The 24,291-nt window shown below is 44.5% G+C and carries 20 protein-coding genes and 1 tRNA gene; 14 read left to right on the plus strand and 7 right to left on the minus strand.

The features are described 5' to 3' along the window. The first annotated feature begins 14 nt into the window (after positions 1-14). Positions 15-102, plus strand: a tRNA-Ser gene (locus IAE50_RS00865). A 127-nt stretch (positions 103-229) separates the two neighbouring features. Here IAE50_RS00865 and IAE50_RS25895 read toward each other — a convergent pair. The 7 genes from IAE50_RS25895 to IAE50_RS00895 form a co-directional block, all read right to left on the minus strand. Beyond that, complete coding sequence (locus tag IAE50_RS25895; protein WP_232045011.1) at positions 230-709, minus strand: hypothetical protein; 480 nt, start codon at positions 707-709, stop codon at positions 230-232. Then, positions 702-1,568 (minus strand): transcriptional regulator, encoded by an 867-nt coding sequence (locus tag IAE50_RS00870; protein ID WP_200579322.1) that lies wholly within the window; start codon positions 1,566-1,568, stop codon positions 702-704. The genes IAE50_RS25895 and IAE50_RS00870 overlap by 8 nt, the downstream gene beginning before the upstream one ends. 292 nt (positions 1,569-1,860) lie before the next feature. Then, entirely contained in the window at positions 1,861-2,538 is a 678-nt protein-coding gene (locus tag IAE50_RS00875; protein ID WP_200133962.1) for a fimbria/pilus periplasmic chaperone, read from the minus strand. Continuing rightward, the gene (locus IAE50_RS00880) at positions 2,528-4,171 is read right to left on the minus strand and encodes a hypothetical protein (RefSeq protein WP_200133961.1); all 1,644 of its coding nucleotides are present in this window, start codon (positions 4,169-4,171) and stop codon (positions 2,528-2,530) included. The genes IAE50_RS00875 and IAE50_RS00880 overlap by 11 nt, the downstream gene beginning before the upstream one ends. Then, the gene (locus tag IAE50_RS00885) at positions 4,161-6,692 is read right to left on the minus strand and encodes a CS1-pili formation C-terminal domain-containing protein (protein WP_370568975.1); all 2,532 of its coding nucleotides are present in this window, start codon (positions 6,690-6,692) and stop codon (positions 4,161-4,163) included. Before IAE50_RS00885 ends, IAE50_RS00880 begins: the two co-directional genes overlap by 11 nt. Before the next feature lie 18 nt (positions 6,693-6,710). Further along, positions 6,711-7,379: a hypothetical protein gene (locus IAE50_RS00890; RefSeq protein WP_200133960.1), complete on the minus strand. Its 669-nt coding sequence runs from the start codon at positions 7,377-7,379 to the stop codon at positions 6,711-6,713. Between the two features lie 53 nt (positions 7,380-7,432). Further along, positions 7,433-8,014, minus strand: a complete 582-nt coding sequence (locus tag IAE50_RS00895) for a common pilus major fimbrillin subunit EcpA (RefSeq protein WP_076769653.1) — start codon at positions 8,012-8,014, stop codon at positions 7,433-7,435. A 1,085-nt stretch (positions 8,015-9,099) separates the two neighbouring features. Between IAE50_RS00895 and IAE50_RS00900 the strand changes: the two genes are divergently transcribed. The 13 genes from IAE50_RS00900 (at position 9,100) to IAE50_RS00960 (ending at position 24,275) form a co-directional block, all read left to right on the plus strand. Further along, positions 9,100-11,838, plus strand: a complete 2,739-nt coding sequence (locus tag IAE50_RS00900) for a filamentous hemagglutinin N-terminal domain-containing protein (protein WP_200579323.1) — start codon at positions 9,100-9,102, stop codon at positions 11,836-11,838. Between the two features lie 65 nt (positions 11,839-11,903). Continuing rightward, positions 11,904-13,544, plus strand: a complete 1,641-nt coding sequence (locus tag IAE50_RS00905) for a ShlB/FhaC/HecB family hemolysin secretion/activation protein (protein ID WP_232045010.1) — start codon at positions 11,904-11,906, stop codon at positions 13,542-13,544. Positions 13,545-13,549: 5 nt separating this feature from the next. Further along, positions 13,550-13,933 carry a holo-ACP synthase gene (gene acpS, locus IAE50_RS00910; protein ID WP_042713458.1) on the plus strand — a complete coding sequence of 128 codons (384 nt, stop codon included), beginning with the start codon at positions 13,550-13,552 and terminating at the stop codon, positions 13,931-13,933. A 19-nt stretch (positions 13,934-13,952) separates the two neighbouring features. Further along, the gene (locus IAE50_RS00915) at positions 13,953-14,708 is read left to right on the plus strand and encodes an SDR family NAD(P)-dependent oxidoreductase (protein WP_200133958.1); all 756 of its coding nucleotides are present in this window, start codon (positions 13,953-13,955) and stop codon (positions 14,706-14,708) included. 3 nt (positions 14,709-14,711) lie between these two features. Next, positions 14,712-15,260, plus strand: a complete 549-nt coding sequence (locus IAE50_RS00920) for a 3-hydroxyacyl-ACP dehydratase FabZ family protein (RefSeq protein WP_200133957.1) — start codon at positions 14,712-14,714, stop codon at positions 15,258-15,260. Between the two features lie 14 nt (positions 15,261-15,274). Further along, entirely contained in the window at positions 15,275-15,556 is a 282-nt protein-coding gene (locus IAE50_RS00925) for an acyl carrier protein (RefSeq protein WP_200133956.1), read from the plus strand. Positions 15,557-15,586: 30 nt separating this feature from the next. Then, on the plus strand, positions 15,587-16,744 hold the full coding sequence (locus IAE50_RS00930; RefSeq protein WP_200133955.1) for an aminomethyltransferase family protein: 1,158 nt from the start codon (positions 15,587-15,589) through the stop codon (positions 16,742-16,744). A 98-nt stretch (positions 16,745-16,842) separates the two neighbouring features. Further along, positions 16,843-19,401 (plus strand): beta-ketoacyl-[acyl-carrier-protein] synthase family protein, encoded by a 2,559-nt coding sequence (locus IAE50_RS00935; RefSeq protein ID WP_200133954.1) that lies wholly within the window; start codon positions 16,843-16,845, stop codon positions 19,399-19,401. A 4-nt stretch (positions 19,402-19,405) separates the two neighbouring features. Then, the gene (locus IAE50_RS00940; RefSeq protein WP_200133953.1) at positions 19,406-20,632 is read left to right on the plus strand and encodes a beta-ketoacyl synthase N-terminal-like domain-containing protein; all 1,227 of its coding nucleotides are present in this window, start codon (positions 19,406-19,408) and stop codon (positions 20,630-20,632) included. Next, entirely contained in the window at positions 20,629-21,621 is a 993-nt protein-coding gene (locus tag IAE50_RS00945; RefSeq protein ID WP_232045009.1) for an ATP-binding protein, read from the plus strand. The genes IAE50_RS00940 and IAE50_RS00945 overlap by 4 nt, the downstream gene beginning before the upstream one ends. Next, a complete protein-coding gene (locus IAE50_RS00950) occupies positions 21,618-22,325 on the plus strand; it encodes an ABC transporter ATP-binding protein (RefSeq protein WP_200133952.1) in 708 nt (235 codons plus the stop codon). Before IAE50_RS00945 ends, IAE50_RS00950 begins: the two co-directional genes overlap by 4 nt. Positions 22,326-22,374: 49 nt before the next feature. Next, positions 22,375-22,965, plus strand: coding sequence for a hypothetical protein (locus tag IAE50_RS00955; protein WP_232045008.1), 591 nt, complete (start codon positions 22,375-22,377; stop codon positions 22,963-22,965). Between the two features lie 11 nt (positions 22,966-22,976). Continuing rightward, complete coding sequence (locus tag IAE50_RS00960) at positions 22,977-24,275, plus strand: ABC transporter permease (RefSeq protein ID WP_200579325.1); 1,299 nt, start codon at positions 22,977-22,979, stop codon at positions 24,273-24,275. Positions 24,276-24,291: the final 16 nt, after the last annotated feature.

The raw sequence follows: 24,291 nt of genomic DNA on the forward strand, positions 1-24,291 counted from the left end.
GTGCGCCTCACACCGGAAGTGTGGCCGAGCGGTTGAAGGCACCGGTCTTGAAAACCGGCGACCCGAAAGGGTTCCAGAGTTCGAATCTCTGCGCTTCCGCCATATCTGATAAGGGGTTACCGAAAGGTAACCCCTTGTTTTTTTGCTTAGCAAGTAACCCCCCTTTTATACGCCGCTAAAAACTATCAAATACCCAACTTACGTCTCTGCTGCCTTTCCTGTACGTTGATCACCTGGTACAGACAAACAATGGGCGTTTACCAACACTGAACAGAAAGCTGCTACTCCCTTGCGGTTGAATTGTATAATTCACCCGTCTGTTAGGGTAAACATAGAACGCCGGCAGGACAGTAGCGATAACATCCTCAGGTAAGCTTTCAACATTATCGACCTTATTAATATTGGTTGATAAAAGGTGAAAAGTGTTTTTGTTCTCAACCCACGTATAAGTGACATCCCTCCTTATTGTACCCTCCGTATAGTTGGGATCACGGTAACGCCCGCTAACCGAGACGATACCGCTCAGGGTTCGTCTGTTGTACATAAAGTCCAGTGTCAAATTAGCTTGGGCGTCCTTGTTAAACACAACAACAACCGCCGTGCAGGTTTCTGCAGCGCGGAAGTGTGTCGTTACCGTGAGGTACAAATAGCCGAATCCGAGACCTGCTAACAGACAAATTATTAATAAGCTAACCCTCTTTTTAGTCATCTCGCTTGATTCCGGTAATATGAAGAGAGATACATCCTGGCGAAGATTCCGTTGTATATTTATTTTTACAAGCTAACGCAGTCAAAGTAGGGGAGGTAACGGAAAGAGGGAAATAGACCCAGGGATAACTTTTGCAACTTAAGCCCGTATCCAGAATTAAGGACTTATATTTTGAATAGGGATTATTGTTATCATGAATGTCATTTATGGTGTAAAGATGACAACCGTTGTCAGTTTCTATAAGTGTATAAGTGTTGAAGAAGGCGGGTTCAACATGCCTGTACCAAATGAAGCTCGTGACAATAAAGCCAGTAATAAAAGAGATAAGAATGAGCAGGAGAGGCAAAAGTATGTTCTTAATTCTATTTTCATCTTCACCAGGTAATGGTTGGGAAGTCGGTGTTAATACAGGCTCGGGTGAGGCATCCTCATCCTCTGAAACTGCGATCTTTTCAGGCTCATCTGAGCTCGGGACGTCAATAGCAGGAAGCTCAATCGTATTATCTGCCTTTACAATATCCTCTTGTTTAAGGATCCTGACGCCATCATCAATTTGAAAGCCTTTACGAGGGATGGTAGCGATGAGCTTTTGATCTGTATCGCCCACTGCACGCAAGCCGCGGCGGACAATAGAAATGTTCTGATAGAGAGTATTAGCAGGAACCAACATACCTTCCTCTTCCCATACTTTCTTGAAAAAATCTTGCTGTAAGACGATATCGGGAGAGGCTTCAAGTAATAACAGAAGACACCGACTTGCTGGTGTGGTTAAGATCACACTTACTTCAGGGTTTTTAAGGGAGGTCAATTTCTTTAAAACGGGCCTGAATTCAATATATTCGTTTATAATCCAGTGCATATGCCTATCAACGCAGCGAAAGCTGAGTTCCTTATCAACATTCCATATTTAAGACAGCCATTACTCCATCCGGTAATTTCAACATGATGGGGGCGCAATTTCCATGATTTTTTTATGACTTAAATGAATATTGATTAGGCGGCTTTAAGATCTCAAATCATCAATTTTCTTATATAAGAGTTTAACGTGACTAATACTGAAGTGAAATCGTAGTTAAACTTACCAGCAATCCGATTATATCGGTATGGTTGTACAGATAATGATTCCATGAAATATAAAAATCAGTTATGCGTTAGGTGCAATCATCATGAATTTTTATAAAAGCATCGTTATAAAGTATGAAAATTTCACCTGCCTTTTTTACATGACCACTGTGGAGTGATTCACCGGGCCGAAGATACCATGTCGTACTGGCATCTTCGTTTGCTCCACATCCGGGTTTTAATAGCGCCTTAAACCATGTATTTCCATTATTCGCAACCTCTCCTTTGGAGTGGTCCAGAGACCATTTGAAATTTATCTTACGAGGTCTCACTACAAGAATGGTGTCCATCACGATGACCGGGACCATACTTATAATGCTGTCATTAGCATTTTTTGATGTTCTGTTCTGAGGTGGTATCTCTTCGAATGCAACGCGGTAGTAACGTTCTTTATCATCTGCAGGGCCATGGTAATAAAACTTGAAAAAATCGCTTTCTCCTGATTGCAGCATCATTTGTCGAGGTGCGAACAATAGCTCCCCGTCAGCAGGTTGAGAATAAACTTCGGATATACCTGGGCTGTCGATTGCCCTGATAGTTATACGATAGAGACGAGCGGATTTATTATTATTCATCACCAATTTTGCGAACATATTGCTTTCAGCATCAATCGAAAAGGTTTGATTGCCAACATATATAGCATTCGCAAAAAAAGGAGCAAGCAAAAAAAGCAAGCAGGTGTAATTTATAACTTTTTTAATTAACATTCCGCCAGGTCGCCTTAATTCTAATTTCTCCCGATGCGCTAACATCCCCGAACCATGTTGATTGATTTAATGTATACAAAGAGCGTTCATCGTTCATAGGAATGGAAAAGCGGACGTTTGATTTGTTCATCAATCCCATAGCCCCATTTGAGCTAAACCAGGGTGTTGTTAACCAAAAGGCATCTGTCATATCACGCCATAGCCCATCGCAGCCGACATCATAGGTTTTATTAACCCCATTTCTGGTTTTATAAGTTAATGACGCTGGAAAAGGAACCTGAGTTAAGCTATCTAAAGATTTAAATATACACCATGAACGCCCGTAAATTTTTTGTGTAGGTCCTGTTACGCTGATTAGTACTTCATCAGCCGAGGTCTTGCCATTTGTCGTTACGATATAATCAAAATCAAGTGAAGGACTATTTCTACCGATTTTCCCTGTACGAGAGGGATTTTGGACATAATCTTTAGAAATTATGCTCACACTAAAATCCCTTGGTTTAATAATAAGCTGGTTGGATGTAGAAAATTCATACCAACCGGATTCAGGTGCAAGGGCATTATGCATTCTGAAATTAAAAAGGTCGTTTGTATTGCTGTCGCTGATACCTAATTTAACCATTTGCTTGAAAAAATTTTGTGAAAGAAAAATATAAACACTTCTTTTTCCTTTGAGTTCATTAAAAGTAAAGTAGTGACTCGTTTTGCTTACTGTTTTCCAGGTGTTGCTATCGAGACTAAATTGCATATCTTCAGCATTTATCACTGATTCGAGAGCGGGTTTGTTTATTGATGGGAAAACTTTTATTGTTGAATTACTCATCCCATTATCACGCAGGGAATAGGTAAGCATTTTACAGGCCAGGCCAGAGGTTTTTCCGATAACCAGGGGGTAACAGCTTGAGTTTCCTTCGCCGAGCGTCGGAACTCCATCGCTATTAATGAAAACTTCCGTAATCCCGTTAGTATTTTCAAACTTGAGATGAGCACCTTTTGTATAAGAGACTTTACGAACGTACCAGTTACCTGAGGTCATATTGCGACAGCGTTGACCAAAATGAGCGCTGTAACTTTCTGCAGTCGTACAAGTATTAATGGTCATGGTGAAGTTACTCCCTACGGAGGCGTTATTAAGATAATGATAGAATTGATCGCTCATCATTCCATGCATCCATTTAGCACCACCTGACGGGACAGAGACACCATAAAATCCTGCTGCATCTGTAGCTTCTGGCAGAATCAAGCTTGTCGCCATATCGCAGCCTTTATACCAATTAATGCAGCGTAACCCAGTAATTAAATGTGATGTCGGCGCGTTTTCAAGCCACATATCGAAACGACGGTTGCTCAATAAAAGCGTATTATAGCCGTTGTCAATATAGCCAAGGCTCTGCTGGTAAATGGTTCCGGAACCATTGTATTTTAGGCCCGTCCAACGGTTAGAGCCTGTCATCCGTGGATCGAGGGCACCAGTAGGAGTAACGAAAAAATTATCGTTGTTATTATTTTCTACGAAAATATATTCACGAGTAGGAGCATCGGAAAAGACGGTTTTGTTCATGGCAGCTTCAACAATATTAACTGTTAAGAGGAGCGAAACAAAAGCTAAAAGCCAATATAAATTAACCTTCATTTATCTCTCCATCAACCATAGCGCTGGCGAACGTTTTTAACCCCTGGCAAATAATATCACCTACCCAAACAGCCCCACGCGCATTACTTATATCCAGATTTGCCTCGCAAAGTTTATTATCATCGTAATTGAAATCAACGGTAGGAAATTTCTTATCAATATCCATCACGAACTCGCCATTGCTATCCGTGCGTGTTCTTCCAATATGGTTGTTGATGTGAGCATTGGCAAGTAATGTTCCGTCCTCAGCGCGTATCCGGCCCGAAACGGTTACCATCTGTTTAATTTCGGGCACCATGGTTACAACGTTGCCCGGATAGAGTGTAAATTGCCCTTTTCTGCCATTTGCGATGTTATAGCTATCGATAGATTTTTTACTATTAAGAATCTCAATTTCATAACGCGAGTAAGGATCCAGAGGAAGATAGTTACGTTTTCCTAATAATGGGAAAAGGCGACCATTGACTCTTGCAGTGAGTTGGCCATCATGTTCAATGTCAGTACGTAATATCACGCCAGCGTTACCCTCTGTGCTGCCGCTCATACCTATCTCACTTCCTTGCCAGCCGAGACTACCATTAGCCGTAAAATTTGTGCTTAAGTATCCATCAAGGCTGCTATTGACACTTAATGTACCGGTTGAAAAGCGACTCTCATATTTTGTCCATGCCGTGGCGCTCAAGTTTTTATTATTACTATTTTTTCTAGAAATGCCTCTGGAAATATCGGCACCGATAGCTTGGATAGTGTCACCCTCGTCGAACTGCTTCTGAGCTGATATGTTTGCCATAGCATAGCCATTCTGCTGCGTTATTCCGGCTCGAAAAGCGCTTCCGAGCGGGAGCAGAAAATCAAAAGCAACATATTTTTGCATACGGGTTGTTTGCCGACTATTGCTGTGCTGATAACGTTGTAATCCTGCTCGTAAACCTAAGGAACCGAACTGCCCGTTATAGAGGGTCTGCGTATAATCAGCCGTATAATAATGACTGTTATGTTGGCGATCTTTGTTATAGCTTACGCTGAAGGAACCTAGTCGGGTCCAAAGCGTATTAAGATTTAATGATGCGCCAATTGCAATATTGGTAGCATCGCTACGCCGAAGGGTATTGCCAATAGACGTTTTTTCCTGGCTTAACCAGACAGAACTAAATTTTCCGGGCAAAGTTGCATTTAGACTGCTAATGGAACTCCATGATCCATCGGTAGCTAACATATTTTGCATGCTGATTTGTAAAGCTTCGGTAATAGGCCATGAGAGCTGAAGCTCTCCGACAGTGACAGAGTCATAGTTATATGCTGAAGCCATCCAGGCTAACGCATTAAGCCCGCCGGAAGTGGACAATCCGACAAGGAGACTATTTTTAGCTTTCTGGATTTCCCTTTCGCCACTCTCCCATCGATCCATATGTATATTACCTCCCCAAAATTGCCAACGGAATGGCATTCCTGCTGATTTACCCCGCGCAAAAAGTTTGTTAACTCGTTGAATATTTTGGCTTATATATTGCCCATTAACGATCACATCGACTTTGATATCGTAAATGCCATAGGGGAGTCCGCTGGTGTCAACTTCATGACTGCCCATGCTGAAGTTCTGCACGCTGAGAAGTTTACCATCCCGAGAAAGGTGAACTTCGCCAGCAGAGGGCAGGAAAACAATGACGGGGATAACGGAGTGCGAATCATTGAAGACCGTTGACTGCGCGTGGTTGCCCCAGGAGAAACCATAAATTTTTCCAGAAGGTAGCGCAGTGACCGACCCAAGAGATTGTAAGTTCCAGGAGTCCAGCATGCCACCGGCGAGCCTGAAGCCTGAAAAGTCACGTTCGTACATGGCACGGTAGATCTGAGCCTGTTGGGAGTTCGATCCCAGGCCATACACAGTGCCATTCATCATTAAATGGTGCTCTTTTAGGGCTGTAACTGAATCAAATGAAAGGTAATTTGAAGTACTACTATCTCCGCCCTTCATTTTATTGTTATAGATGCCAAAGTTATAACCAATTGTACTACTAAGATCATCTGCACTTGATTCACCGATATCCTCCATTTTAGGGCGGAAAAGGGTTTTAAGTGCTTGCTGAGTGACGATTACTTGCAATGTAAGTTGTTGGAAGTTTAGGTATAACCAGGCATTATCGGTAATGGGTATTTTAGACTCTTCATTAAACGGAATATCTTTTAGACTATTAATTTTTGACCGTGTGTGATCATTCAAAGACGCATTGCCATTCTGATCTTCAAGCTCAATTAAGCGTACTTTCACCATATTATCATCGAGCCAAATGGAAGCTGTGCCGATACGCTGATCATCTTGCGTACCAGAAACTCCATTCAGATGGATGAATAAAGGGATACTCATACCATCTTGTAATGCTTTCCTAAAAGCATCAGGAACCATAATGCCGGCAACATGTAAACTCTGAAGAGGAGATGAGTAAACTTCACTCATGCCAGCAAAGAAAATGGCGGTATAAGTTACGCAAGCTTGGAAGGTTTTATTCTCGACAATGCGCACAGACAACATCTCCCAAAACTATTTAACTGAAACGAAATGATTCTCTTGCCAGAAAGCTACACGGCCATTCTTATCTGCAACATTGACTCGGGTGAATGTTCGCGACTTACCAGGCATAAGATAGTAATTTTCTTTGCAAGACTCCCCATCAGTCGGTTTCAAACATGGGCCATAGGCGATAATACGTAATGTCGCATTTCCAGGGTTGGTGATTTTTCCTGTGGAATATTTGTATTCATAATTAGCCTTACGAGGAGCAACAACTAATATTGAACTAATAAGCGCTGATGCTGTGGCAACAGCATGGCGCTTGGCGTTGCTTCTTTTACCTTCGCTTAACGATTGATCGGACCAAAGAATTCGGTAGTAACGTTCTTTTTCGTCAGTGGGTCCATTGTAAAAAAAACGAATGGTCTCATTACTATTAGCGGGTAGCAATAAACTCCCTGGCGTCAAAAGAAGTTCGTTTTTACTCTCCATGGGAATGATTCTACCTCCTTCTAGAGGGTTTGTTATTCTTTCAACTCTGATATTGATAAGACGACCTGTATTTGTAGAGTTCTTTATCTCCTTACTGATAACGGAACTATCGCTATACATAAAAGAAGATATATCTCCAATATCTAATGCATATGCGGGCATCATGACAGTTAAAGATAAATTCAACGCAAAAATAATTTTTTTCATAATTTCTTATCCTAAAAAAAAGGAGCGGTCCCTCGCTCCTTAATTAATTAAAGTTAGCTAGTCCATGTTGCATCAAACTGGACGCTAACATCGCCACTCCAAATACCTTCTGGCAATACACTTAAATCAGTTGCAGGTGTTGTGCCATCAGTAGTTGCACTTGCGATCGAGAATGTAAATGCATCCTGACCAGCAAAACGACCCGCTTGATTATAATTAGAAGCAATATTGCTCAGACCACCACTTTTGCCTGTAAGGGTGTCAACAAGAACTGTATCTGACGTTTTGTCGACCGCATTACCAAAGTAATTAACTCCAACATTCAGCGTTGATCCTGATCCATCAAGCTGTGTTAGCGTGTTACTTACTAATCGTGAGGTTAGTTTAAATGCCGTTGCGCTTGAATCTCCTTCAACTGCAACGTCAAAAAGACCTTTTTGAGTATTGAACCCTTTAACGCCCTCTGCGTACTGGAACGAAAGACTTCCCAGAGGAGTAACCACTAATTTACTAGTGGTATCTTTTTTTGCTGTTGCGGACCATGTCGCCACAGCTTGTGCTGTAGTATCAGCTGCTTGAACTGCACCCATGCTAAAAGAAGACAATAATGCAAGCGCTAAAATTTTACGTTTCATAAATGCACCTTACTCTTGATGGTTTTAACCTTGAAGGTTCCTTGTATTAACAAGGCTTTTTTCAACTCGGATCTCATTAATCGCTAATCCAATTGAGAGAAGCTAAAGGATATAACTTGATTAAGTGTGCTAATAACAAGTCAATATTGTACATTCACGTTTGATAGCGAACATAAGCTTACTCGAATGAACCGCGATCTCACGCAAAGCCACTGCTTCCGACAAAAATAATAACCTTGACGTAAAAAGATTGGATAGCAATAAAGTGTTAATTCGCTAATAAATAATATGTGTTAAATTATTGATCTCTTTTTACATGTGAAAACGCGGTTTCCAGCCATTCTGATAACATATCAGTAACGTATTTATGTTGTATTGATGAGATCTCTTATTCGTTTTTAAGAAGAACATAAGCATTGCTTAAATGGTAATTTCATTATTTAAGAACGATGTGGTTCGATTTTGTACAATATTTTATGTGCGGCTATTTTTCTCATTTAATAATATGAATATATCCTCACTATTACTTAGGGGAGCTTTTGTGCTCCCATTGACTCTTTGATAAGTGTATTGGCTGAAGAAAGGCAAGTACTACCTGATGCGACCTATGTGAATTTTTAATACAGAGTTATTTTGATGTGCTGAATATTGGTAGTAGTTATATGAAATAATCTTAAATTCATGAGTGGTATAGGTTGTTTTTATAACGGTTTGAATTGAAAGGTAAAATCATAATTCATCTTAATTTTGCTTGGTAAGCACTTGGCTTTTTTTTAAGGACAATTCACTTGTTTTAATGCGCTCTTTAGTAATAATTAAAAAATTCCTATTAGCTCTTCATAGTTAGAAGGGCGTGAAATAAAAGCATGTTTGATTTTAACTAAGTTTAGGGTATGTGTTTTTGGTAAGTGTATTGCCAATCTGTATGCCGAAATTAGGGTTAAGACAAATAGCGGAGCTCCAATGTTAGCGTGGTTTCAACCTGCATAACGAGTTTAGATGCCTACATAAAGTACTTCAAAAGTCGATTTTGTAAGCGGCTAAACTCACCTTAATAAGTTGCATAAATTACAGGTAGGAAATAAATGAAAGGTAAAAGAAAAACAGGGAGTTTGATGAGATTCAATCCAGTAGCGGCTTCTATTCTGCTCTCTCTACCGGTTCTTGCTCAAGCAGGCGATCTAAATATCAAAAATGGCACCATTACCAGTTCAAATGGCGTACCCGTAATCAATATTGTCAATCCCAATGATAATGGCCTCTCTCACAACGTTTATGATGATTTTAATGTTGGTAAGAACGGGGTTATTTTCAATAACAGCTCTTCTGGCACAAATACCGTAATTGGGGGAGTCATAGCGGGTAACAGCAATCTTACCTCTGGTAGCGCCAAAGTCATCCTTAATGAAGTCACTTCGAATAAAACCAGCATGCTTGAAGGCCTGATGGAGGTTGCAGGAGACAAAGCTCATCTGGTCATTGCCAACCCGAATGGTATCTCTACTAGCCTGGGCAGTGGTTTTATCAATACCAGTAAAGCCACTATTACGACCGCTAAACCAGATATTCAAAACGGCGTGTTAAGAGGTTATTCAGTTGGAGGTGGTGTTATTACTGTCAAAGGATTGATGAGCTCTTCGCCAACAGAAATTCTTGCTCGCTCCGTTGCAGTACAAGGGCAAATAGTGACGGATGAACTTACTGTCATCGCAGGTAATAATTATGTTAATAAAAATGCTGAGGTCTTAGGGCATGTAACAGCCAGCGGTATCAGAAATACATATGCGGTTGATGTGTCTGATCTTGGCGGGATGTACGCAAATCATATTAATTTAATCAGTACTGAAAGTGGAGTTGGCGTCAGAAATATAGGGGTTATTGCCGGTGGCGCTGATGATATCCATATTAATGTAAATGGTAAATTTATTAACACTGGCGGTGAGGTTCAATCAGTTGGCTCTACCAACATCACAACTAATGGTGCGCTGGAAAATATCGGTGGAGATATATCCGGTAAGGGCCAGATATTTATTAATACCACAAAGAATTCAATAAATAACACTAGCGCTGGTAGTATCGCTTCAGAGTCCGATATCTATATAGATAGCGGCGAGTTTAATAACAAAAACGGGAAAATTGCTTCTGGCGGGATTTTAGGCGTCAATACTAATGGCAAAACGTTAATTAATAGTGGCAAAGGTAGTTCTGCAGGTCTGGAAGCCGCTGTTGTCGCCCTGAAAACAGGTAAGTTAGATAACCGGACTGGGCAGATCAGGGGAGGTTATGTTGCTTTTGAAACTTCAGAGATAACTAATGTAGGAGGTGAAGTTCAATCTACCGGAAAAATTGATATGATCAGTTCCGGAAATATTGATAACACCAAAGGCCTTATTAGGTCGCAAGCAGGTGGCATTCAGATCGAGACGGCGAAGTATTTTATCAATAAAGATAATATCACTGCTGATGCTACCAGTAACGATTCCTTAGGATTGATTGCAGGTGACGATGGAATTAAGTTAAAAGCTGGCACGATTAATAATTCGACTGGTGGAATCAGTTCATCAGGTACGATCTCTCTGGAAAGTAGTAGTACGATCAACAATCGTAATGGGAAGATAGCCGCTGATAAAGCCGTGTCACTCTCTGCGATTGGCAATATCGACAACTCTAGTGGAAGGCTTCTGTCGAAAGACACCGTTTCGGTCATCGGTTCCACAATGGATAATAGTCTTTATGTCGGTCAAATTATGGGGGATCGTGGAGTTAACATAGATTTAACAGGGTATTTTAACAACCATATTGGTTTAGTAAGTTCACAGTTTGGTAATGTTGATATTAAAGCTAAAAATGTCAAGAACGTAGGTGGGGTGATTCTTGGTAAAGATATTTCAATCCAAACAGAAGCAGATGTTGATAACTATCATGGATTGATGGTTGCAAATAATCTGCTCAAGATTGATGCTAAAACCAGCGTTAATAACACCTATGGTGAAGATTTCGGATCGTGGTATGGTAATTACTTCGGAATACCTGGTCAGATTGGCGGGCTGATTGGGACTAATGGTGTGACAATCAACGCTAAGTCTATTAATAATACGCACAGTCGCATTATTGCTGAACACGGCCCGTTAACTTTGAATGTTGCAGAAACGCTCGATAATTATCGCGGCTTGCTAGTAAGTGGAGGTGATGCAAATATTAAGGCCAAACGTTTAGTTAACAATTATGCCACTCTCCATAGTGCTGGCGATCTAAATATTGATGTTGACTCTCTGTCAAATTACAGTTCAGGAACAATTGAAAACAATGACGCAACTGGAATAATTTCAGCTGACCGCCATCTCTCGCTAGTTGTCGGCAGCGATTTTAACAATTATGGGTGGATTAGTAGTAAGCAGAACTCAGTAGTACGCGTTGCGGGGGCATTGCATAACTACAATACTATTTCGGCTGATAATACACTGGAAGTTGATACAACTGGCACTCTTACTAATGAAAAGGATATTGCTGCAGGTACGGTGCTTTATGTTGAATCAGATGGTAATGTTGTTAATAGCAGTAAGGGCAACCTGGTTGGTAGTTCAGCATTCATCAAATCGGCACTTGATGTGACTAACTATGGTAATGTGGTTGCCTGGGATTATCTCGATGTCAACGCTGGTCGTACGATTTACAATTACAAAAATATCTATACTGAAGGCAACGCAGTAATTACTTCGAAATTAATCCACAACTCTGGTGCTAATGCTGTTTTAGGTGGTGAAAGGGGACTTGTACTTAACACCGCACAGTTAACCGGCACAGGCACTATCGTTGGTTTATGATTTAAAAACATTATAAAAGCAGCAGCGCCGCTGCTGCTTTTAATTCAATCCGAGTGACCTAAATAGTGCAACTCTATAAAATACATTTTCTTATTTGTTTCTTTTGCTTTCATGTAACCGCAGCCGACAATCTTGACCAGTTTGCGAGGGAACAGCAGCGCAACGACGCAAATCTATTGCGTGAGAACAAAATTGAGAAGAAAGATGTTTTCTCTGATAAAAGAGAGTTGATTATTAATAATATCAAGATTCCTGAGGAGAAAGTATGCTATCCCATAACCAGGTTTACTCTTAGTAATGATTTTATAAACGATAAAAATATTAAGGGTATTAAAAATAAATTCACTGGGGAGTGTCTCGGTGTCAATGGTATTCGCAGTCTGGCTAAAATTATTCAAGACTACTTTATTAATGCCGGCTTTGTAACAACGCGCATTGACATTCCCAGTCAAGATTTAACTACAGGCACGCTTGTTATAACGGTCACACCGGGTCGGATAGAGCGCATTTTAATTGAAAGTGGTGACGTTAACACTCACATCCTGCCTTTTAAAGAGGGCGATATTCTTAATCTAAGGGATATAGAGCAGGGGCTTGAGAATTTGCAAAGAACGCCCGCAGTTGATGTTAAGATAAATGTCGCACCCGGAAATCAAAACGGTTATAGCAATATCATTATAAATACCCACCGTACAAAAAAATGGAGTGCAAAAGCAAACTATAGTAATTGGGGCGATAAAAGCACTGGGCAACATATAACGAGTGGTGCATTTTATCTCTTCAATATCGCTGGAATAAGCGACATGGGTTATCTTTCCGGTGCGAGTAGTACAACTGGAGGCTACAAAAATATAACCGCTTTGTACTCTTTCCCATATGGTTTTTGGGACTATGAATTTATCTATAGCACTAGCGTCTCAAATCAAAATATACCCATTGTTGGCTGGGATTATGATTATATTGGCAGGAATAAATATTACAGTTTTAAAACTTCGCGCCTGCTTTTTCGCGATATGTCAAAAAAACTTTCTGCAAGCCTGGAAATTTTCAAGAGAAAAGCTGATTATGAGTTTGGCGGTGTCAAACTGGCAATGCAGAAACGCGATATGAGCAACGTAAAACTGGCCTTCAATTATATTCAGGGGTTTGATGGTGCTTCATTAGATTCAACAATAAGTTGGCAGCGGTTTACTAAATGGCTAGCCGGAAAAGAAACGCCAGATATGTCATCTGGCGACGTGGACCGCGCCAGTCATATCTTTAATTTAAATGTGAAATATTTAAAGGCACTGGAGTTGTCATCTCTGCCTGCCTGGTATGAGATGTCCATCGGTGCGCAATACAGCCCCGCAGCACTAACGATTCAGGATCAGTTTAATATTGGTAATCGTTGGAGTGTTCGAGGGTTTGAAAACAGTTCTGGTGTTGATGCAATAAATGGTTTCTACATACAAAATACTCTTAATGTTAACACTGGCTTTAACGGGGTCACCCCTTTCTTCGGGGCTGATTATGGGCAAGTAGGTGGGAGCAAGTCTACGCTGCAAATGTATGGTGGCAACAAACTCGTGGGGGTTACGGGAGGAGTCAAAGGGAATGTCCAGTCTTTAGGATATGAACTATCTTTGTCGCTTCCTTTGCTCTCTCCCTCAAAGATGATCGTCGATGATTTTACGGCGAAATTTAACATCAGTTATCAGCTTTAATAACTATGGCTAAAAAGCGCTTTTACCTTGGTACGGACATTGTTGAAGTAAGCAAGATTACACGAGCAATAAATAATGGTGGGGATGTTTTTCTCCATCGTGTCTTTACTCTTTCAGAGAGAGATAAATTTATCGCAGAGTGTCTGGATTATGAGAGAGCATCAGGTTTTTGGGCTGCAAAAGAGTCTCTTGTGAAAGCGTTAGGTTTGGGGTTCCGTGAGGGGATAACTTTTCAGGATATGGAGGTCCAGCATGACTGTTTCGGATGTCCCTATTTTTCTCTTTCCGGTCGGATAGCTCAGATAATTAAAGAGAGAGATATCGAACATATCTCACTGAGCATATCCCATTGTCGAACACACGCTATTGCAGTGACAATTATCTCCTGAGCGAGGATAAAGGAATAGAATGTATACATATAAGGATTTGAATACGAAAAACGTGCTTGTCTCAGGCGCAAGCGGCGATATAGGACTAGCGGTATGCGAGAAATACCTGGATCAGGGCTGTAACGTCTATGCAATATTCAAAAGCAATGCCGAACCTCTTCGTTTATTAAGCGAGCGTCACGGCAATGGCCACCGTTTAACAATTTTGCAGTGCGATCTTGCTAATCCCGCGAGTGTGAGTGATCTGGTTATCCATCTTAGTTCAGCTATCGAGCGGCTTGACGTTCTCGTTAACAATGCGGGTATCGTTAAAGATAATCTTTTTTCCTCAATGAGTTTCGAGGATTTCAATACCGTGATTGAAACCAACGTGTTAAGCACCTTTCATCTTACGAAAGATGTGTTGAAGCTCTTACGGAGCGCGGAAGGCGCGACGATTATTAATGTAGCGTCTATCGCAGGAATTATTTCCAGTGTTGGGCAAGCAAATTATAGCGCTTCTAAGGGGGCTTTACTCGGTTTTACCCGGACTCTGGCTGCTGAACTTGCTCCACGTGGAATCCGTGTCAACGCCGTGGCGCCGGGTATGATTGCCTCAAAGATGGTTAAAAAAGTTTCAAGGACCGTCGTTCGTGATGTGACCAACTCTATTCCCCTCAAGCGGCTAGGAGACTGTAATGAAGTCGCGAATACCATCGTTTGGTTATCTTCCTCAGCATCCAGCTATATCGTCGGGCAGACCATCGTTATTGATGGTGGGCTGGTCATGCGGTGATTTATGTCAAAATACGCTATTCCCCCAAAGCTCTTTCTTGAGATGGGCGCCTGGCGCCAGCCTCTTATAATGGTCGATCGTATAGAAGAGTATAAATATGGTGAAAATGGTTATATCCGGGTAATCAAACATGTTACCTATAACGACCCTTATCTGACCGGGCATTTTCCCGAAAATCCTATTATGCCGGGTGTGATTGTTGCGGAGATATTTGGTCAGGCGAGTGAGTATTTCTCTTTTATTAGCGATGTTTGCGACGCCTGTGCCGAACGTTTTGGTATGTCACTAACCACTTTACGCGATATTCATAATGTTATTCACAGGCCGGAATTAATCGCAATTATTCGCGAGCGCCGGGCGCAAGTCCGTGGCGTTCTGGCATCTCAGAACTTGAAATTCAAGGATATTGCTTATCCGGGAGATACCATCGAAGTGATAAGCAGGCCTTCTTTTACTGACCCCGCTGGTTTCAAACACTACTCCGTTACGGCAAATGTCGGTAAGAAAAAGATAAGCGATGGCACCATCATCAATTTTCGTGAAACTAAATAACAGGGATGAAAAGCATGACAATAATGCAAAGTAAAATCGAAGAGCGTAAAGAGGTTCTGTTTACCATCAAAACAGAGATCGTCCAGCGTTTAAACATCTCTCGCGAGCCGTCACAAATTGACGACGATACCCCCTTATTTGGCAATGGGCTGAAATTAGATTCCGTTGACGCCACCGAGATTATCGTAATGCTGGATAAGACTTTTGATATTGAAGTAAGTGAAAGCGATAACCCTTCTTATATGCGCAGCATTAACAGCCTTGCTTCTTTTGTGATAACGAAACGTCAGGCTTAATTTCGCTTAACTACTTTAATAAGGACTTCTATGAAATCGCTGCATGACTTGCATCTGGCCGGCAAGGCTAAAATGGGTATTTTCAATAATCATCTACTCCCAGCTGCTTATCACGAGCCTGCTATCGAATATAAAGCGGTAAGAGAGAATGCCCTGCTGGTTGATTACTCTCACATGTCTATAGTAAGCGTTATGGGGGATGATGCATGGGCTTTAGTCAATCATCTTGCTTCGGCTGATGTTTCCATTATTCGCGATGAGCAGGGGCTTTATTCCTTGGTGCTTAATGAGGATGGCACCATTAGAGGTGATGCCTATATTTTATGTACGCCGGACGGTTACTATATTTTGTCAGAAAACATTTCCGCGTCCGATATAATCAACTCTCTTAATAACCTTCTCCAGCATCCTGAAGAGCTGGAGATCGCAGAGCTACCTGCTATTAAATCGATGACGGAGGAGGCGTGGGGGGCGCTTATGGTTGAGGGCCCTTACTCCTGGGAGTTACTCGCGGAAGTTTATGGCTTCGATATTATCGGCTTACCCTATCATGAATATATTAATCAGGACGGAGAACTGATCCTCTTTCGCTGCGGCAAACACGGGGAGTTTGCTTATCTGCTAATTGGCCCACAGCCAACGCTCGTTGATACATGGTCAATGCTTGTTGAAAAAGGTGAAAAATATCAATTAAAAACCGGCGGTCTTGATTACCAACGCACCGTGCGCATCGAGAATATGTGCTGGGATGAAAGTATCTATGCCGATTTCAGCCGTCACCCGGTTGAGCTGCAAATGCAGTGGGCAGTGCAATACGATAAAGAGGGATTTATCGGTAAAGACGCGGCTATTGAGCGTTCCCTCGCGCCTGCAAAACGTAAAATTATCGGTATTTCTCCACTGACGGATAGCGCCGTTATTGCTTCCAATGACAAAGTGCTGGTCGATGATCGGCAGGTTGGCGTCATCATTAAATCCGCCTGGTCTCCTGCACTGGGCGCACCCATTGCCCTCGCGCTGCTCGATCATGATTACGCCTGGTCAGATATTTCAGGCTTCACTATCGAAACCGCGACCGCGAAGATCCCGGCGAAAACACAAAATCTTCCCTTCCTTTATAACTTGAGTTTGTTAGTCAGCCCGACGGAGCACAGTTATATCGACGCTATGAAAGCACGACACGCGTAATCATCCATAACGCCAGCTTTATGCAAATGCGCCGACTGGCGTTGTTATCCGCCTCGATCCGGGCGGTCTGTTTATCATTACCGCTGCAGGGAAGAATAATGAAGAGTAGTAGAAAAAGAGTCGTTATAACCGGGATGGGCATACTCTCGTCTCTGGCTGAAAATCTTGAGGATTTTAAATCCGCACTTCTTAATAAGAGATGTGGCGTAACGGATAGCCAACGTTTTGCTAAATGGTTCGAAAATGCCCGTGCCGCGGAGGTGTTGCACGACATTCAGTTCCCTGAGTTAGCTGATGAGATTGTGCAGTCATTGGATAACGCTGCGCTCTGGGCTTATAAAGTGGGTAAGGATGCGTTAAACCAGGCGGGGCTTCTCACAAACTCTCCTGTACTGGAAGAGACGGGGTTAATTGTTGGCGTCTCCTCTGCGGGTACCGAAGCCTTTCTGCCACTCTTTGAACAGCGCATCGAAGACTTTTCCCTGCGTAAGGCTGTTTATGCCGGCGGATTCGCCTCATGCTGTTCAAGTGTATCAACGCTGCTTGGTCTGAAAGGCGGGGTTGAACTGGTAGCGACCGCCTGTACGGCCAGCCCAAACGCCATTGGCATGGCGTTCGACTATCTGCAAAACGGCAAAAGCAAAACCATGCTTGCCGTGGGAACGGAACCGATCTATTTGCCGACCTTTGCCGGTTTCTACGCCCTTAACGTTATGCATCCGGATGCCTGTACCCCTTTCTCTGGCCAGCCCGGCATGTCAATCGGTGAAGGTGCAGGGGCGCTGGTACTGGAAGAGTATGAGCATGCCATAGCACGCGGGGCCACTATCTATGGCGAAATCATCTCCTATGCCACATCCTGCGACGCTTACCACGAGACCGGACCCGATCCGCGTGCTAATGGGGCGGTGCAGGTGATGCTCAAGGCGATGGAGAACGCGGGCGTCACCCCTGACCAGATTGACTACGTCAATGCGCACGGCACCGGAACGGAAGCCAACGACCGGATAGAGACCATGGCGATGAATAAAGTCTTCGCCCACCGCAAGGATTTGCTTGTCAGCTCAACAAAGTCCTATTTTGGTCACAACATCGGCGCAGCCGGCATCGTTGAGTTAATCGCCTGTCTGGTCACGCTACCTGACAATATCGTTTTGCCTACGCTCAACTTCTCTGTCCCGCGTCCCAATTGCGATCTGGATTACGTGGCAAATGAGTTCAGAGAGAAACAAGTTAATCTCTTTTTGAAAAACAACTATGCCTTTGGCGGTAATAACTGCTGCATGGTTATCAGCACCCGACCCGGAACCGTACCTGTAACACACTATTCCCCGAAACGCGTTGCAATAACCGGCGCTGGCGCCGTAACGGCTATTGGTCACACGGTAGGCGACATCTTGCATAACATCTGGCAGCGCAGCGCTACCGGAACCCTGGGCAGCGTGATGTTCCCGCAGGATACCCTCACCGAGGCGCGTGAGCTGTTAGCGGTTCTGGAGAAAACCAACCAACTGAGCGACATCTTAGGCAGTGAGCACGCCGTGCGGGCGGGAAGGCTGCCGGAAGAGGAGACGTGTTTTAAAACTTTTCAGGTGAACAATCTGGAACCCCGCAAATATCTGCGCCGCTTTGATTCACGTAAAGCCACTCGCGGGGGAACATTTGCACTGGTCGCGCTCTCAGAGGCGTTAAACAGCGCTAAGCGCAAAATTAAGCGCGACGGTGAAAACCTTGGCATGGTGATGGGCATGTCACGCGGTCCGCAGGAGACAACCTATAAATATTTGCAAAGCCTGAAACCCGATCCGCGCAAAGTTCGCACTTCGGAATTTCCCGGCTCGCTAATGAACGCTATTGCCACTTTTTGCGGTATTTCTGAAGGGATCAAAGGCTATACCACGACGCTTGCAACCGGTGAAAACGCTGCGCTCGGCGCACTGACCTATGGTTACGAACTTGTGCGGCAGAATCTGCAGCCGCAGGTCATTGTCGGCGGCGCAGATGAGTATTTTCCCTCCATGGCGCTCTATATGGATGCCGTTACGCAGAAAATCGCCATGATCGCCGATGCGGCCGATTATCAAATTTATAGCGAGAAGGCAAAAGGGTATGTACCGGGCGAAGGCGCCTGCATGCTGTTGCTTGAGGATCCGCAGGCTGCTCGCGAGCGCGGAGTTGAGGTACTGGCCGAAATCATTGGCTACGGCAAATCCTGTGATAACAGCTGGTTTGATCCTGCCCAGTCAGGCGATAAATCGGCTGCCCTGGTGCTGGCTATTCAACGTGCGCTTGCCGATGCCGGGTTGGGTGCCCACGAGATCGATCTGGTGTGCGGCAGCAGCCATGGCGGGCCAGCGCATTCGCAGGTTGAGATCGACGCCTTACACGCGGTTTTCCATCAGTCGCACCCGCAGGTGCCGGTTGTTAACTACAACGCTTACTTCGGTTTTGTCGCATCGGCGGCTGGTCTGTTGAACCTGCTGGTGCTTACCGAGTGCATGAAAACGCAAACTGTACCGGCGATTACTGGCACCGACTCCTTCTTTGATAAGCGAATGAATTTTGTGCGCCAACCACTCAAGCTTGCTGTTCGCCATGCGCTGCTGGTCGGCGCCACTGAGGGCGGCAACTACTACGCGATGGTTATAAAAGGATAACGCCGTGGAAAATGCAGCTTTGATTTCCGGCTACAGCCTTGCATTACCTTATGCAAATCATCCTGAGCAGCTGATGAACAATCTGCGGCAGGGTATGTGCGTTAACACCGCGCCCTGGTTTGCCAGCGAAGAGGAAGCTATCAAATGTGGGTTTAAGCGTAATGTCAGCGTGGCCAGGCTTAATGCGACAAAGGAGTCTGATCTTGACCTGATCTACCGCTTAATCGAAGAGGCAATGGCGCAGGCAGGTTTGACCTCTGCCGCGTTGGCAGGGGAGTCTGCGCGGGTCTATCTGACCGGTCTCGGACCGCGCATCGATGCGATGGATTACAAATCCTTTTACGACAAAAACGATATTGAAGACGTTGCGCTCTCTGCCTCGATAAAAAATCTGCATGTCAGAAATATGTCCCAGGATTATCTGGCTTTTAAACTGGCAGAAAAATACCGCCTGCAAATCCTGCCTGCTGCGATGCATTGCACCAGTAATTCCGCGTTGACGGCCATCCATTTGGGTTGTCAGGCAATTGAGCGCGGCGGCCTTGATCTGGTTTGTATTATTAATTGTTCAAAAATTAACACTCAGGATATCTGGTTCCTCGAAAATCAGTCGATGCTGGCAAGCAAGGTCGTACAGCCGTTTGGTAAAAACAGCCAGGCAGTCTTATTTGCAGAAGGTTGTTCGGTGATGTTACTGGAGCGCGATGGATATCGTGGCAGTCAGGAGAGGAACACCACTGTCCGCCTGAAATCAAATTACATCCAGACCAGTGCTGGGCGTAGCCACGATACCGGCTGGCTCAGCTCTAATCTCTTAAAAGTGATGCGCAGCGTACTGAGTGAAGCCGCGGTGACGCCAGAACAGCTCTGCGCCATTATTCCGCACGGCAATGGCTCTTCAACCAGCGACAAATCGGAAGCAAAAGCGATTTCAATGCTGGTGGGCGAGCAGAAGATACCGCTACTGGCCTATAAAGGCATGATGGGTTATACCGCGACCGGCTCCGGCCTTATCGATCTCATTATTGGTGCAGAGGCGTTGCGAAAGGGAGAGTTAATTCCGGCAGTGGCGAACGATGAAATAAGTGATGAAATATCTCATCAGCTATTGGTTAATCAGCCGATCATGCCCCATCAAAAGCTACACCTGTTAAAAACCGGTCTCGGCGTGGATGGCTCAATTATCGGCGTCGTCATCTCTCTCTTCGCGAAAGAGGAGACCAGTCGATGAACGATGCAATGTATCTTAATGCCTTTGCGATGACTGAGCCGGAAGATGATTTTTATATTTACTCCCCTGGATGGCTAAATGTCTGGGAATCGCATCTCTATAACCAGGCGCTGAAAGCAACGGCTAAACGTGGCTGGGGCTTTAAGCGCTTCGGAACCAGCAAAGCGGTCTATGCGGGAGAGATGGTGCGTAAACCGGACTATATCCACTATATCGAGGCGCTTGAGCAGGCAGCGGAAAGGGCATTACAGAGCCTGGGCGCAAAAGAACGGATGCTGTTATTAAAATCGCGCACCGCATTTATCTACGTTGATGCGTGGGGCGAGAGTGCCATTTTTGAAAATATCAGCAGCGCATTGCACACCTCAACTATCGATACTTTGCCGAAAAATCTCCTGAAGAAATTCGCCATCAAAGATGTCAGCTGCAAAATGCGCGGCGAGAAATTATCACTTATCGCCGCGATGCGCAGCGCGCAGGATTATCTTTGCTGGAATACATTTGATTTTGTGGTGGTGTGCGCCGCCTGGCGCGCGATACCGCTGCTGCTCTTCTCCGAAGCGGCATTAGCGGGCGAGGCCGGGAACAGAAGGGCGCAGCAAGTAAGCGGTATTCACTTAAGCGTTGAACGTGCCGGCTGCTTTATTTTTAGCCGCCGCGCAGGTGGCATCAGTGTTCGCTGCGGAAATTACCATAGCTGGCAGGATGGCGCGCAAACTCAGCGTGAACGCTATAAGAATGCGAGCGATATCGTCCTGTTTGCGCATACCGGACCGACCACACACCCCATTGAGCCTGAACAGGCGGTGAACATGCTCGATCTCAGCGCCATTTTTGGTTCCAGCGGCTGTTTAACCCCCGCCCTGAGCTGGGAGTACCTGCAACAGCACGTTCCTCGCGGGACAAAAATACGCACTATCGTAAAAGACAGTTTCGGCGGTAGCACCTGGTTCGACAGCTGGATCGACATGGAAAAGGAAGGCGCATGAAAAACAGCGTAAACGCTCTACCAGCCATTGTTCTCAGCGATATCTCAAAACAGTTCGGCACAGGTGAAAGCCAGGTTAGCGCATTAAAAGGGGTGAACCTTGAGATTGCGAAAGGGGAGTTTATCGCGCTGTGCGGACCCTCCGGCAGCGGCAAAAGTACGCTGCTTAATATCCTTTCCGGAATTGATCGGCCGAGCACCGGACAGGTTATTTTTTTAAATCATCTGCTCAACGCTCTTCCCGAAAAGGAGATGGCCGCGATTCGTGGTCAACATCTCGGCTTTATCTTCCAGTTCTTCAATCTGATCCCGGTGCTGAACGTGCTGGATAATATTTTTTATCCGCTGGTTCTCAACGGCTATTGCGATAAAAAAGAGGCGAAAGCGCGTGCATTACATGCGCTCGATAGCGTCGGCCTCGCGCAGCTTGCCCGGCGAAAACCGGGCCAATTATCCGGTGGTCAGCAGCAACGTGTGGCGATTGCCCGCGCGCTTGCGCATCAGCCTGGCGTTGTTGTCGCCGATGAACCGACGGGCAATCTGGATTTAGCCACCGGCCAGGCGATCATGGATTTGCTGTTAAAAATTAATCAGCAAACACAAACCACCTTTATCGTTTCCACGCATTCCACCCAGCTCAAGGATCGGGCAAAGCGGGTTATTGAAATCACGGATGGAGAATTAACTTATGATTCGGCCCGGTAAACGGTATCCACTTCGGAGTGTAATCACTGGTTTATCGCTGGTGGTCAATATGGCCTTTGCCGCGCCAGCGTCTGAAGTTGAGAAAATAATAGCGCAGGGTTTTCCAGCACAACAAAACGCGCTGATCGAAACCACCTCCGCATTATGGAATGAGTATCGCCGTGAACACCATGTCGCCTCGCTGATCTTTTACGCCTACGGTCTGTTACAACAGGCCAAACATTATGCGGCGATAAATGACTTTATCCACGCCGCAGAGTATGCAAAAACTGGTTTTTTCTATCTCGATGAGGCGGTTGAGTCAAACGACGATAATCTGCGATTACACTATTTACGTGCGCGTATTGATGCTTACTTACCTGCAAAAAGCGGTCGGTGCATCATCGCTCTGCATGATACCGAACGGCTGATAAACGCAACGGACTTATTCGATGAGAATATGCTCATCCCCATTCGTTATATGCGCTACCGCGCACTCATTGATTGCGGGCTGTCGCACGACGCCGGGCAACTGTTAAACGAATTAAGGCAAGCGGGAACGCGCGCGGAGAAATATACCCTTCTGCCGCCTGGCACCGCACCAGAGTGGGATCTGCAAGAGATGACGCAGATAGTTATGCCACTATTAAAAGAGAAGTAAGGGAATGCACCATGTTATTCGTTAATCTGGCGATGAGCGCTATCCTGCTTTTTATTCTTTTCTGTTTATTATTTCGATTCAGAGATGCGCAGTTTGCTTTATTGAATATTTTTCGCCATCGGCGGCGCACTTTATCCACACTGGCCGCAATAATGCTTGGCGGTGTCGCCATTTTTCTGTATGGCGGTTTTATTCAATACTCCTTCTGGATTTTGAAAGAGCAAACCATTCGTACCAATATTGGACATGTGCAAATTTATAATCCGGCCTATTTTGAGGGGGCAAAGAAAAATCAGAGCTTAATTGAAGATTATGCGGCGTTGAAGCAGACCATTCTTGCACAGCCGGATTTATCGGCTGATATTTCAACGATTTCAGGTCAGCTTGAGTTTACTGGCGTGGCCTCACACTATGAAAACGAAACCACCACTTATTTTTCCGGCCTCGGCGTCGAACCCTTAGCCGCATTAAAACTTGGCTCATTCGATAAGCTGATTGTTGGAAGCGACTTATCACGCGTAAAAACGGAGGAAGTGACCACAGGAAGCGGGCTGGCCAAATCACTTAACGCTAAGTATGGAAACTGGCTAGATATTATGGTGGTCAATGCCCAGGGGGGCCAAGGCGCTATCTCGTTAAAGGTACGCGGAATTTTTACCTCCGGCATTAAAGACTACGATGATACGGCAATGAAGATGCCGTTAACGACTGCGCAGCGTCTGATGGGAACTGAGGGTGTCAGCAAAGTGTTGATTCTGCTTAATACGGAAAACGTCTCAGGCTTTGCGGCTAAACTTCGACACTTTATTGCCCAACATCACTTACCGTTAATCGTAAAAGAGTGGAATAGTGTCTCGCCGTTTTACCAGCAGGTTGAAGATCTTCTCTCCGGGATTTACTTCTTTATAAAACTTCTTGTCGCGGTGATCGTTATTTTTATGATCGGCAACTCGCTCACCATGAATATCATTGAGCGTACCCGCGAAATTACCACCCTGCGCGCTATCGGACTTCGGCCATGGCATGTCACACGGCTATTTATTCTGGAAGGGATCTTTATTGGCATTATCGGTGCGGCAGGCAGTCTGGCAATAGGTTTCGCTCTTGCCTGGCTTATTAATATTAAAGGCATTGCGATGCCGCCCTCGCCGGGACAGTCACAGGGTTACACCGCATTTATTAAAACCACGGATATAGATACGGTCTGGTTTACCTTTTTCTTACCGATTATTACCGCGGCTTTCGCTTCGCTGCGTCCTTCATTACGCGCAGCAAAACTGAATCTGGCCGATGCTTTTAAATTTTCATAAAACAGGACAGCTTATG

Origin of the sequence: Kosakonia sp. S42 (assembly GCF_016624785.1) — a bacterium.
GTDB classification, from domain to species: Bacteria; Pseudomonadota; Gammaproteobacteria; order Enterobacterales; family Enterobacteriaceae; genus Kosakonia; species Kosakonia cowanii.